The organism is Glutamicibacter sp. NPDC087344 (genome assembly GCF_044744225.1).
GTDB lineage: Bacteria > Actinomycetota > Actinomycetes > Actinomycetales > Micrococcaceae > Glutamicibacter.
In genome coordinates, this window is the sequence record NZ_JBIUXY010000012.1 from 88290 (window position 1) to 101453 (window position 13164).

Sequence of the window (13164 nt, forward strand, 5' to 3'; positions counted from 1 at the left end):
AACCCGGCCGGTGCGAAATCATCGGCCCTGCAGGGTGCGCTTGAGGAACTGATTGGAAAACTTGCCCGCAGGGTCAAGCTGCGCGGCGAGGTCCAAGAAGTCGCCCGCCCGCGGGTACAGCTCGCGCAGCTGCTGGCCCTGGACGGTGAAAAGTTTGCCCCAGTGCGGCCGGGCGTTGTAGGGAGCCAGGGCCGCCTCGATCACCGGAAGGAGCGCCATGACCGCCGGCTGGTCCGGGCGCCAGGTGAAATGCACCGCCACGGACTCGCGCTGATAGCTCCCGCTGAGCCACAACTCATCGGCGGCGACGGTGCGGATTTCGGAGACCAGCAACAGCGGGGAAATCAGCGCGGTCAGCTCGCGTAGGGCGCCCAAAGCCGCCACGGCATGCTCGCGCGGCACCAGGTATTCACTTTGCAGCTCGGCCCCGGCGCTCGGGGTGAAATCCATCCGGAAGTGCGCCAGTCGACGCGACCACGGTCCTGGCTGGTTCAGCTGGGTGGTGCAGATTCTCCCGTCGATGCCCGGCAGCGGATGACGCGGGAGCGTGGCCAGCCGCCCGCCAAAAAGCTCGGGCTGCACGGAGCCCCCAGGGCCGGCAACCCGGTGCTTGAACCACCCCTGGCCAATGCGGGTCCCGCGCCAATCGGTAAACAGGCTCACGCTGTAGGCGCTGGAGGTCACCGCGGTGAAATCCGCCAAGACCGCCTCCCATTCAAGGTCCTCGACGACCTGCTGGCGTACCGCGAAGTCGGGCTGCAGCTGAAGTTCAAGGTGGCTAACCACCCCCAGCGCGCCGAGATTCACCACCATGCCGGGGAACTGCGCATCGCCGCGGCGTACGGTCTTCAACGAGCCGTCGGCGAGCACCAGACTCAGCGCGCGCACCGCGGTGGCCAGATTTCCCTGGCGATCACCGGACCCGTGGGTTCCGGTCGCCACGGCCCCGGCCACCGAAATGTGCGGCAGCGAGGCCAAATTGTGCAGGGCGTAGCCCTGGGCCTGCAGCGCCTGGGCCAGCGTCCCGTACCGCAGGGCACCGTTGACCCTCACGCTCAGGGTCTCGCGGTCCACCCGCAGCTCATGGGGCAGGTGATCCAGGCTGATCAGTGTGTGCGGGGTATCGGCAATCTCATTAAACGAATGCCGCGAACCCAAGACACGCACCTGAGCGGACCGCGCGACCAGCTGCTGAAGCTGGGTGAGGTTTTGCGGCAGGTTCACCTGCGGCGCCTGATACCGCAGATTCCCCGCCCAATTGCGGCCCGCCGGCCGTTGCACCGGCAGGTGCTCCTGCATTCCCATCAGCCGTTCAGCCACTGGCTGGAAACCAGCTGGCGGTAGCGCTCGAGCACCTGTGGGGTGCGGGGAAGTTCCGGCAGCTGCTGATGCGCCTGCGCCCAGCGGGGGAAGGAACCGGCCAGCACCCCGGCGGCCTGCAGGGCCGCACCCTGCGCCACGTACTCCTGCGGTTCGGGAAGGACCACGGGCAAATCCAGCAGCTGCGCCGCGACCTGTTGGACCGCCGCCGACTGCGCGCCGCCGCCCACCAGCAGGATCCGCCCGGTGCGCACCCCCTGGGAGCGCAGGGCCTCCAAGCCATCGGCCAACGAGCAGATCACCGCCTCCACCGCGGCCCGAGCCATATTGGCGGGGGTGTAATTTCCCTGGGTGATCCCATGCAGCGACCCGGTGGCCTCAGGCAGGTTGGGGGTGCGTTCGCCCTGGAAATACGGGATCAGGCTCAACCCTTCGGCTCCGGCCGGAGCCTGCAGGGCCAACGCGCTGAACTCCTGATGGGTTACCCCCAGCAGCGCCGCGGTCGCATCAAAAATCCGGGTGGCGTTCAGCGTGCATACCAGCGGCAGGTAATTCCCGGTGGCGTCGGCGAACCCGGCCACCACCCCGGAGGCATCCGCGGTGGGGGTGGCGCTGACCGCGCACAGCGTCCCGGAGGTACCAAGGGACATCACCACATCGCCCACGCGGGCACCCACCCCCAGGGCCGCCGCGGCATTATCCCCGGCGCCCGGGCCAATCAGCGTCCCGTCACCGGTTTGGCCGATCACTTCCAGCGGCCCGGCCACCTGCGGCAGCACCGGAACCCGGCCCAGGCACTGCTCCAGTGCCTGCAGGTCGTACTCGCCGGCGGCGGTGCGGTAGTACCCGGTGCCGGAGGCATCCGAACGGTCGGTGCGCAACGCCGCCAACCCCGCGGCGCCGCTGCCCGGGCCGTAGCCGGCCAGCCGCCACGAGAGCCAGTCGTGAGGCAAGCACACCGCGGCAATCCGCGCAGCCTGCAGCGGTTCATGCCGCACCAGCCAGCGCAGTTTGCTCAAGGTAATGGAGGCCACCGGCACGGTGCCGGTGCGCTGCGCCCAATACCGGGCCCCCGCGTGCGGCTCCCCGCCGCCGGCCTGCTCAATCAGCTCCTGCGCGGCGGCGGCGCTGCGGGTGTCGTTCCAGAGCAGGGCCGGGCGGATCACCGCCCCGGTCTCATCCAAAACCACCAGGCCATGCTGCTGCCCGCCCACCGAGAGGGCGGCGACATCCTGCAGGCCGCCTGCCTGCTCGCACGCGGCGCGCAGTGCCTGCCACCAGTGCTCGGGATCCACCTCGGTTCCCTCCGGGTGCACCGCGCGCCCCTCCCGGACCAGGGCTCCGGTGGCGGCGTCGCGGATCACCACCTTGCAGGACTGGGTTGAACTGTCGATGCCGGCCACAAGGGACATGTGCTTCGCTTTCTGCCAGGGTTTCAGGCGCAGGCCAGGGGGAGGTGCGGGTTAGCGGGCGCCGAGCAGGTGCTCGATGGCCAGCTGGTTGAGCCGGACAAAACCGAAGTTGCGCTCGGCCGCCGCGTGGGCGTCGAAGCCGGCGAAGGCCGACGCATCGTCCAGCAGGTCCGCCGCGCTTTCCCCGGCGGCCAGCGTCGGCTGACCCAGCTCGAATACCCCGGCGGCCTCCAGGGCTTGACGGACCTGGGGATCGGCGCGGAAGGCGGCGGCGCGTTCCTTGAGCAGCAGGTACATGGACATGTTGGCTCGCGCCGATTCCCACACCCCGTCGTAGCCTTCGGTGCGTGATGGTTTGTAGTCGAAATGACGCGGGCCCTCGTACCGCGGCCCGCCATTGGGGAATCCGTTCTCCAGCAGGTCCACGGTGAAAAAGGCACTGGTCAAATCCCCGTGCCCAAAAACAAGGTCCTGGTCGTATTTGATGCCGCGCTGGCCATTGAGGTCGATGTGGAACAGCTTGCCGGCCCACAGCGCCTGGGCGATGCCGTGAGTGAAGTTCAGCCCGGCCATCTGTTCGTGGCCGGTCTCCGGATTCAGGCCCACGATGTCCCCGTGCTCAAGCTCGTTGATAAATGCCAGCCCGTGACCCACGGTGGGCAGGAAGATATCACCGCGCGGCTCATTCGGTTTCGGCTCCAACGCGATCCGCAGCGAGTATCCCTTCTCCTTGATGTACCCGGCGGCGGTATCCACCCCTTCCTTCATCCGCTCCAGCGCCGCGGCCAGGTCCTTGGACCCGTCGTATTCGCTGCCTTCGCGCCCGCCCCACATCACAAAGGTTTCAGCCCCCAGCTCGGCGGCCAGATCGATATTGTGCAGGACCTTGGAGAGCGCGAAACGGCGGATGGAGCGGTCATTGGAGGTGAAGCCGCCATCCTTGAAGACCGGATGGCTGAAGAGGTTGGTGGTCACCATGGGGACCTTCAGCCCGGTCTGTTCCAGGGCCGCGCGGAACGAGTCCAGGATTTGGGTGCGCTCGCCGGCGGTGGCGTCGAAAGGGATCAGGTCGTTGTCGTGGAAGGTAATGCCGTAGGCGCCGAGGTCCGAGAGCCGGTTCACCGCTTCGATGGGGTCCAAGGCCTTGCGGGTTGCGACGCCAAAGGGGTCCGCTCCGGTCCAGCCGACGGTCCAGAGGCCGAAGGAGAAACGGTCGGCACGGGTTGGTTCAATGCTCATGGGGACATCCTCTGGGGTAGCTGGTGGCGCTCGTCGCCTATTAGTTTATTGTCTAAACTATATGATTGGCGATGAGTTAGAGTCAATGGACACGGGTAGAAAATATTTGGCCGGGTGGTACCGATCCGGTGATGAGGGGAAAAGATGCGCAGCAACACTTCGGCTTTGCTTGGTGAGGACACCGGTTCACCGAGCAGTATTGGGGATGTTCGCCGCGGAAATCTTGCACGGGTCCTGTTGGCCATTGCCGCGGCCCCGGCGGGGGAGTACCCCACCCGCGCCCAGCTGGCGACGGCCACCAAACTGACCAAGGCTTCGGTTTCCAGCCTGGTGGCCGACCTTCTGGCACGGGGTCTGGTCTGCGAGGTGGGACTGCATCATGACGGCGAACGGGGACGGCCCGGCACCGGGCTGAGCCTGGATGCCTCGCGGTGCATGCTGGGCATGGAAATCAACGTCGATTATGTGGCCGCCGGCTTGGTGGATCTCACCGGGGGATTGCTGTTCGAATGCCATCGCGCCCGACAGCGTTCCCAGCGCAGCCCCTCGGCGGTACTGGATGCCTTGGCGGAACTGGTCGCCCAGGCGCGCCAGCACGCCGCGGCCCAGGGGCTGGATGTGCTTGGCGGCGCATTGGCCGTGCCGGGTTTGGTCGCGGCCGACGGACGGACCGTGTTGCAGGCTCCCAACCTCGGGTGGGATGCGGTGATCCTGGACCTGGAGCGGCTGGGTCCCGCCCTGCCGTTGGGCATCAGCCTGTTTAATGAAGCCAACGCGTCAGCCCTGGCCCAGCAACGGCTGGAAATCAATGATGCGGAGAGTTTCCTTTTTGTCTCCGGAGAAGTCGGAATCGGCGGGGGACTGGTGATCAATGGGGAACTGTATGCGGGGCCGCACGGGCACGCCGGTGAACTGGGGCATGTGCCGGTGCAGCCCGACGGGTTGCCCTGCAGCTGCGGTGCGCGGGGGTGCTTGGAAACCGTGGCCGGACAGGACGCCATCTTCCGAGCCGCACGCATCCTTGGACGGGAACCCGGCGGGGCGCAGCCGGCCAGCTCGCGCGCCCAGTGCCTGGAATCGCTGAAAAGCGCGCTGGAACGCTCCGATGCCCAAGCCCGGCAAGCGGTGGCGCAGGCCGCGCAGGCACTGGCCATGGCAATCGTTTCCACCATCCGCCTGATGGACCTGCCCAAGGTGGTGCTCGGCGGCCACTTCGCGGTGCTCGGGCAGTGGCTCCTGCCGGAGCTGAATGCCGCGCTGAACACCTATGCACCGGCGCTTCTCGCGGAAGACGCCATCCGGCTTTCTGATTTGGGACGCAGCGGCGCGCTGACCGGTTCAGCCCACGCCATGGTCCGGTCGCTGCTTGAAGCGCCGCATCAGCTGCCGGCATAGAGCGCGGGGAATCAGAATCCGAGAGCTCATTTGAGCTTCATGCCTGGGTTGACGAGAGCATGCGTTCGGTAAACGTTCCCCAACCGCTCTATATGCTCGGGGCAGCAATTGCCGATCCTTCGTCCTGTGAGAGCATGCGCCAAGAACAGCGTGCGCTACGCAAACATGGCCTCAAGCTGCATTGGCGAGAAATGGATGTTTCTGCGAAGAAGGTCGCGATGGACCTCATAAGCCGGATCGATGTGGCACATATTGTTGTTGTAGCTGCTCCCATGGATCCGAAACGTCAAGAACGAGCCCGCGCAAAGTGCATGGAACGACTACTCGCAGAACTTGGCGATCTTGGGATCAGCGCTGCCTTTCTTGAATCGCACACAATCGCTCAACGCACGGGACATGCGACTCATTGACAAGCTTCGGGGTAGTAGAGCTATGCCAAGTTTTCTGCACGCCGATATTGAGCTCCCGTCGATAGAGCCAATGCTGTGGATACCAGATCAAATACCGGGAGCAATGGGAGACGATGAAGCGGGTAATGGCCAATGGATTGAGAGATTCCCAGGAATAATTAGCAGGCACTACATTTGACGTGTTGGAATTAAACGCGAAAGCCAGGTCCCGTCATTCGGCGGGGATCCTGGCTTCTACTTCCCAACCACCCGGCAGGAGGTGGGCTGATTCAATAAAACCGCACTGCCGGTGAAGCGTCAACAAGAATTGGTAGAGCTGGCCGAGGCCATGGGAGCGTCCCCGACCTACCCGAAACCGCACTGCAGGATCTGAAGGCATCCTTCGCCGGCAAAACACTGATCGAACCCAGCCACGGCGATTTCCAAACACACCGCTTCCTGCTCACCGAACGCATCCACGCGATCGCCACCCTTGCTCTCTTGACATGCTCCTTGGCATGTTGAAGTTCAACGAGCAAGCCAGAGTCCGCCATCCGGTGCGAATCCTGGATTCAATCTCCCTCATCGGGGACCAAGCGGCCACCAGCATCATGAGCCCCGCACCTCACAGTCGGTGTCCCGTGCACGAATGGCCGTATTCCGGATCACTGGCTCTGGGCGGATTTCATCTGCTGGTAGGCATCGAGTGCCGCCTGCCGCGATTCCTTCAGATCCACCACCGGCTCAACGGCCAACGGCGCATAGCAAGCCACGTAGCTGCCCGAAGGATCAAATTTCTTGGCTTGAAGTTCCGGATTGAACACCCTGAAATAAGGTGCGGCGTCGGCCCCGCTGCCGGCAACCCACTGCCAGTTGCCCGTGTTGCTCGCCAGGTCCGCGTCCACCAAGGTGTCCCAGAACCATTGTTCGCCGACCCTCCAGTGCAGCCCCAGATTCTTGACCAGCAAGCTGGCGGCCACCATGCGCACGCGATTATGCATCCAGCCGGTCTGCCATAACTGGGCCATCCCCGCGTCCACCAGTGCGAATCCGGTGCGGCCACGCTGCCAGGCCCGTGCCAGGTGCGCTGCCTGGTCCGAATCCTCAGGCCACGACCAATCAAAATCATCAAACTCTGCCCGCAGGTTTTCGGTGGGCAATCCTGGATGGTGGTAGTAGAGGTGCCAACAGAAATCCCTCCACGCAATTTGGCGGCGCAATGCCAACGCGCCGTTGGCAGCCTCTGGGGTGCGGCTTGCCAACGCACTGAGCCCGTTCCACACCTGATGCGCATTGAGGTGTCCCCAGCGCAGGGCAGGAGACAGCGCGGAGGTCCCATCGAGGTCCGGTCGATCGTGCTGATCCTGATAATCTTGCGCGATCTCATCGAGCACCGTGGCCAGGCGCTCATGGGCCGCTGGTTCTCCTGGTGTCCACGCTTCGGCCAGGCCGGTGGACCAATCCGGTGAGGTGGGCAGCAGTTTCCAGCTCTTCAGTTCATCGCTGTACGGCAGCTGACCCTGCGGAGCGGATTGGGGTGTTGGAGCGGGCTGGGCCGGGCGAATGTCGGTGCCGCATAATGCTTTGTGGAATGCGGTGAAGACCTTGTATCCGGTCCCGGATTGGGTCAGCAGCTCCCACGGTTCGTGCAGCAAGGTCCCGGCGTAGCTGTGCGCAGTGATCCCGGCTTTGCGCATCGAGCTTTTGAGCCTGGTGTCAACGGCGCGTTCGGCCTGGCCGTAGCGCCGATTCCAGTGCACCGCGGCCACGGTGCCATCGGCGATCACCTCTTCGAGGAGCTCCGCCGTTGTCCCGCGGCGCAGCAGCAGCGGAATGCCGAGTTCGGCGAGCGATGCCTGCAGGCTGAGCAGTGCGTGGTGCAGCCACCAGCGCGCCGCGGCGCCCAGCGGCCGGATTCCGGGAGAGCTCTCGTCAAAGATGTACAGGCCCACCACCGGCCCCGCTTCGCTGGCCGCCAACAGCGCCGGATGATCAGCGGTGCGCAAATCATCGCGGAAGAGTACTAACTGGTATCCCTGGGCGGAATCGTGGTTGCGGTTGGGGTGCATGCAGTCAGCGTAAATGAATCGCGGCGGGCGGACCCGGAACCTGTGTGCCAGCAGGGTGCGCCGTAGCAGCGGGGGCAGGCCGCTTCGGCTGATCGAAGGCACAGGCAACCATTCGGCTTCGGATCTGGGAAACCGGGAATCGCAGTGATTCCTCGGAACCTCGCTTCCAACTTACGCATGTTGTGTTTTTGCGCGCTCACTTGACGGAGACGGAAAGCATCATCGCCTTCAGATTCTGGTACTCCTGCGATTTCATGATCTGCCGTGCGTCCTCCAGGCTCACCTGGTCATCCTCGATCCCCAGCGCTTCGGGCAGGTCGTCATCGGACTCGAAGACCGAGTAGGCATCGGCAAGAGGCATGAAGTAGGACAATTCCGGGTCGGAGGTGCGGTCCTCGGCTCGATCTGTGGTGCTCAGAAATATCACAAACTTTTCATCATTCGAGTCGTCTCCGGCTTCGGACTGAACGAAGTGCTCGGCCACAAAAACCGCGGGGGTGTGCAAGCTGGCCGGCACGTTCTCGGTTTCCAAGGTGGTGCGCTGGTAGGTGGCAAGGTCTCCGTCGGTGTCCTTGGCTGAATTCGCCTCGAACGTGGCAATGGAGTGGCCCTTGTCGGTAATGATGTCCCATTCTTGATAGGGGTTATCCGGGTCGGGCGCGGGATTGTCATCCGAATCATCCATGCGGATGCTCCAGTCGCTTGGGTATTTGAAGGAGATGCCGTGGGCGGTGAACGTTTTCCAGGTGCTGGTATCGACTTCTGTGGAAGTCTCGGTTTCGCTGGCGCTGGCGCTCGGCGATTGCCGGGTTGCGCTCGCGCTTGGAGTTTCCGAAACGTTTGGGGCTGAAACCGTTGTTGTGGGTGCGGCAGGGGTGCTGGGTGAATCGCTGGCCGGTGAGTCAGGGGAGCCCGAGCTGCAGGCGGCGAGCAACGCCACCAGGGGAACAAAAGCCAGGATACGTGCTGCTGATTTCATGACATGTCCTTGGGTGGTGGGTGGTGTGCGGTCCCATCGCGGCAGTGGGTGCGACGACAACGGGAGTCGGATCCAGGGTCTGCCGTTGTCCCTCCATCCTGCCGTAGCTGGAGCATTAATCAATACCGTGGAAAGAAATGAAACCCAACCTATACCGTTTTTCCGCCGGTTCTTCACGTGTTTGATACCGGTGTGCCACACGCCAAGAGGATTCCCAGCTCGCACATCCGCTGGCTGTTCGGTAAACTTTGGTCGTAAGAGCCCCTAACTCTTGCGTTGCCCGGCTCGGGCAAGTGAGCAGGACAGGGGCATATTTTTTGCCCGGCACCGTGCCGGGACGGCGGAAAGTACGCCGCAACCGCTGCTTTATGCAAGGGGGAGGATCCCATGCCAGCAATCGTGATCGTCGGAGCCCAGTGGGGCGATGAGGGTAAAGGAAAGGCCACCGACCTGCTCGGAGGCAAGGTCGACTATGTGGTGAAGCCAAACGGCGGCAACAACGCCGGGCATACCGTGGTCGTAAACGGCGAAAAGTATGAACTCAAGCTTTTGCCGGCCGGTATTCTTTCCCCCAACACCAACCCGATTATCGGCAACGGCTGCGTGGTGAACCTCGAAGCGCTCTTTGACGAGATCGACGGCCTGGAATCCCGAGGTGCTGACACCTCGCGCCTGCGGGTCTCGGCCAATGCCCACCTGGTCGCCCCGTACCACCAGACCATGGACAAGGTCACCGAACGCTTCCTGGGCAAGCGCGCCATCGGCACCACCGGGCGCGGCATCGGCCCGGCCTACATGGACAAGGTCGGACGCCTGGGCATCCGCGTGCAGGATGTGTTCGACGAGTCGATCCTGCGCCAGAAGGTTGAAGGCGCCCTGCGCCAGAAGAACGAGCTGCTGGTGAAAATCTACAACCGCCGCAGCGTCCTGGTTGACGAAATTGTGCAGTACTTCCTGTCCTACGCCGACCGCCTGCGCCCGCTGGTGATCGACTCCACCTTTGTGCTGAACAAGGCGCTGGATGAGGGCAAGGTCGTGCTGATGGAAGGCGGCCAGGCGACCTTCCTGGATGTTGACCACGGCACCTACCCGTTCGTCACTTCCTCGAACCCCACTGCCGGCGGCGCATCCGTGGGTTCGGGTATCGGCCCAACGCGGATTACCCGGTCGATCGGCATCATCAAGGCCTACACCACCCGTGTGGGTGCCGGCCCGTTCCCCACCGAACTGTTTGATGAGATGGGTGAATACCTGCAGAAGACCGGTGGCGAGTTCGGTGTGAACACCGGACGCCCGCGCCGTTGCGGTTGGTACGACGCGGTGCTGGCCCGCCACGCCTCGCGTGTGAACGGCTTCACCGACTACTTCGTCACCAAGCTGGACGTGCTGACCAACATTGAGAAGATCCCGGTCTGCGTGGCCTACGACGTGGACGGTGTGCGCCACGATGAAATGCCGATGACGCAGACCGACTTCCACCACGCCAAGCCGATCTTCGAGTACTTCGACGGGTGGACCGAGGACATCTCCGGTGCCAAGACCCTTGAGGATCTGCCGGAGAACGCCCGCAACTACATCCTGGCCTTGGAGAAGATCTCCGGCACCCGGATCTCCGCCATCGGCGTGGGCCCGGACCGCGACCAGACCATTGTGCGCCACGATCTGCTCAGCGACTAAGTTGTCGACAGCGCCAAACACCACGGGCGCCGAACCTGTTTCAGGTTCGGCGCCCGTGGTGTTTGTGTACGGAAGGTGCGAGCGATCTGCCGCGGCTTACATGATTCCGGTGGGGACCAGCAACACCCAGGCCAGGGCGGGAGCGACGAGCACCACGCCGCCTGCGTAGAACATCAGCTGACGGTATACCCGCTGCCGGTCGGTGTCCCGGGCGTTGGCCACCACCAGGGCGCCGTCGGTGGAGAACGGGGAAACATCCACCACGGTTGCCGCAATGGCCAGTGCTGCCACGGTGCCCGAGGCGCTCAGCGAGCTGGTGGCCAGCAGGGGGCCGGCCATGGGGATGAAGGCGGTGAGCAGGGCGGTGGAAGAAGCGAAGGCCGAACCGACACCAATCACGTAGCAAAGCACCAGTGCAATGAGCAGCGGAGCACCCAAGGCCAGTGCCAGGTGAGCCAGCGAATCGATGACCCCCACATGCTGCAGCAGGGAAACATAGGTGATCATGCCGGCCACCAGAATCACCGTTGACCACGAGATCCCGTCGATAAAACTACGGTGTTCCTTCAGATTGGTGAAGGCGAGCACCAGCCCGGCCGTCAGAGCGACAAAACCGATCGGCATGTGAAGCCCCAAGGTAGCGACCAGGATGGCCCCGATCAGCACGAGGGTGAAGATCTGCTGTTTGGTCGGGCGGCCGATGGAGGTGAGCTCGGCGCCGTCGTAGGCGTTGGCGGTAGCGTCGTTTTTCTTGCCGAGGATTGAAAAGAGCACCAATGTCAGGGCGCAGAGAATGAAATTGACTGCGAAGCTGGCCAGGAAGAGGCCGCCTTGCGAGATCGGGAAACCGTTTTCGGCCGCGATGTCATGCACCAGCACCCCGGCAACGGACAGGGGAGAGAAGCCGCCGGCGTGCGCCCCGTTGATGACGAAGGCACCCATCAGCACCGGGTGAATACGCGATTCATAGGCCAGGCCCAGGGCCGCCGGAGCCAGCAAGGCCACGGCTGCCGGAGAGAAGGTGCCCAGCGCGGTGAGCGCCGCGGCCAGCAGGAAAAAGACCCACGGCAGCAGGATCGTTTTGCCACGCACCATCCGCACGCACTGCTGCACAATGATGGCTATGGTGCCGTTCTTCTGCGCCATGCTGAAGAAGTAGGTGACACCGATGATCGTCAGGACGATGCTCGCCGGGAATTCGGACAGGATTTCCTTGTCGCTCATTCCCAGCAGGAAGTATCCGACACCAAAGGAGGCAACCAGGCCCATCACACCGATATTGACCGGCCACTTGGTGGCAACAACAAACATCACCAGCAAGATGACCAGCGGGATGATCTGAATTGGCGTCATGTGCGACTCCGTAGGGATGGAACCTGCAGAGCCGGAAAATGAACCCCACATCGCCACTGCGGCAAGAACCAAGACTACTAAAGCCGACGCGATGAGCGTTAGCGTGCGTGTCCTACGGGGTTTTGGCGGTGCTGAATTTTCGGTGGCCGGTGTGCTGGTTTTTTCTTTGAGCATGTTCATGATGCTTCCTCTTCATCGAGTAGCGCCAGCCAGGGAAACTTCGGTGAGAAGTCCAAGGCTTTCGGGGAAATAGAGTGTTGATGAGGCGATGGTGCGTGCGGTGCGGTCGACCCCGACAACCAGGGTTCCGCTCTCGGTATCGGTCCAGGTCTCAAGGAGCCCGGCCGGGGTGCGCAGCCGCAGCCGCTGCCGGTCGCCGCCCGGAAGCACGTCATTGATGACGGTGCCAGCGGTGAGTGCGGCGACGGTCAGGGCCACGCTGCCGGTAACGGCTAATGCCGGATGGGGTTTGCCCATGGAGAGCATCATGACCTGTACGTCAACGTCATCTTCAACGGTGCTGGGTGCTGAAATGAGAGCAATCTTGGGAATTGCGCGCGCTGCCGAGGATTCGGTCGGCGCCAACCCCATGCGGACCGCAGCCCGGCGCCGGAGACGGTCCAGCTGCTGCAGATGCGGTTCAATGTCCTGCGCCCAGCTGCCGAAGCGGTCCGGTTCCAGGGCGAAGTCGCGGCCGTTGAGGATCACTAGCGGTGCTCCGGCATCCACGAGGGAAACGGTCCAGGATCCATGCTCGGTACTCAGTGTTTCTTTGGCGGCTCCGGTAGGCAGTAGGTGGCCGGTGGTCTTGCCGACGGGATTTCGGAATCCAAGTCCCACCCGGTGCCCGGGGAATGGAACTCCGGGAATCGTTGCCAGCGGGTCGGCCGGTAGCTGGCCGGTGGGTGTTGGAATGCGCTGAACGATGATCTGATCGGTATTGGTATTCCGGGTGACAACTTCTGTCATGTTGCCAGTTGGGGTAACCCACCCATGTTCCAGGGCATACAGCCCCACGGCGGCGGAGCAGTTTCCGCAGTTGCTGCCCCAATCGACAACGGCTTCCTCGATGCCAACCTGTGCGAAGGTAAATTCCACGTCTACCAAGTCATCGATCGGCCGGCGAATGATCATCGCTTTGCTCGTCGTCGAGGTTCCGCCTCCAACACCGTCGATTTGACGGTGGTCGGGGCTGCCGAAGAGGCGTGGGAGAAGCTGGTCTGGGCTGATCTGCGTCGCGTCGAGATCTTCGGATTCGATCACCCAGCACTTGCTTGTGCCACCACGCATCCATGTTGCTTTGATATCCATGGTTTTTCCTTGCAGCTCGT

General features: G+C 63.4%; 10 protein-coding genes. 3 read left to right on the plus strand and 7 right to left on the minus strand.

Annotated elements, in window-relative coordinates; translation table 11 throughout:
• Positions 1 to 18 precede the first annotated feature (18 nt).
• From ACIOWL_RS18435 to xylA, 3 genes are read right to left on the minus strand one after another with little or no spacing between them, the layout of a single operon-like run.
• Positions 19 to 1320, minus strand: a complete 1302-nt coding sequence (locus ACIOWL_RS18435) for a D-arabinono-1,4-lactone oxidase (RefSeq protein ID WP_400388501.1) — start codon at positions 1318 to 1320, stop codon at positions 19 to 21.
• Positions 1305 to 2732, minus strand: coding sequence for a xylulokinase (xylB, locus tag ACIOWL_RS18440; RefSeq protein ID WP_400388504.1), 1428 nt, complete (start codon positions 2730 to 2732; stop codon positions 1305 to 1307). The genes ACIOWL_RS18435 and xylB overlap by 16 nt, the downstream gene beginning before the upstream one ends.
• A 51-nt stretch (positions 2733 to 2783) precedes the next feature.
• Entirely contained in the window at positions 2784 to 3971 is a 1188-nt protein-coding gene (gene xylA, locus ACIOWL_RS18445; protein ID WP_400388507.1) for a xylose isomerase, read from the minus strand.
• A gap of 144 nt (positions 3972 to 4115) precedes the next feature.
• Between xylA and ACIOWL_RS18450 the strand changes: the two genes are divergently transcribed.
• Entirely contained in the window at positions 4116 to 5366 is a 1251-nt protein-coding gene (locus tag ACIOWL_RS18450) for an ROK family protein (RefSeq protein WP_400388510.1), read from the plus strand.
• A 134-nt stretch (positions 5367 to 5500) separates the two neighbouring features.
• Complete coding sequence (locus ACIOWL_RS18455; protein WP_400388513.1) at positions 5501 to 5776, plus strand: hypothetical protein; 276 nt, start codon at positions 5501 to 5503, stop codon at positions 5774 to 5776.
• Positions 5777 to 6420: 644 nt separating this feature from the next.
• Here ACIOWL_RS18455 and ACIOWL_RS18460 read toward each other — a convergent pair.
• Positions 6421 to 7824, minus strand: coding sequence for a cryptochrome/photolyase family protein (locus ACIOWL_RS18460; RefSeq protein ID WP_400388516.1), 1404 nt, complete (start codon positions 7822 to 7824; stop codon positions 6421 to 6423).
• A gap of 196 nt (positions 7825 to 8020) precedes the next feature.
• Entirely contained in the window at positions 8021 to 8803 is a 783-nt protein-coding gene (locus ACIOWL_RS18465; RefSeq protein ID WP_400388518.1) for a hypothetical protein, read from the minus strand.
• Between the two features lie 387 nt (positions 8804 to 9190).
• Between ACIOWL_RS18465 and ACIOWL_RS18470 the strand changes: the two genes are divergently transcribed.
• Positions 9191 to 10480: an adenylosuccinate synthase gene (locus ACIOWL_RS18470; RefSeq protein ID WP_400388521.1), complete on the plus strand. Its 1290-nt coding sequence runs from the start codon at positions 9191 to 9193 to the stop codon at positions 10478 to 10480.
• A 96-nt stretch (positions 10481 to 10576) separates the two neighbouring features.
• Here the strand turns inward: ACIOWL_RS18470 and ACIOWL_RS18475 are convergent, their stop codons facing one another.
• Positions 10577 to 12013 carry an SLC13 family permease gene (locus ACIOWL_RS18475; protein ID WP_400388524.1) on the minus strand — a complete coding sequence of 479 codons (1437 nt, stop codon included), beginning with the start codon at positions 12011 to 12013 and terminating at the stop codon, positions 10577 to 10579.
• A gap of 12 nt (positions 12014 to 12025) precedes the next feature.
• On the minus strand, positions 12026 to 13144 hold the full coding sequence (locus tag ACIOWL_RS18480; RefSeq protein WP_400388527.1) for a PrpF domain-containing protein: 1119 nt from the start codon (positions 13142 to 13144) through the stop codon (positions 12026 to 12028).
• Between the last annotated feature and the right edge of the window lie 20 nt (positions 13145 to 13164).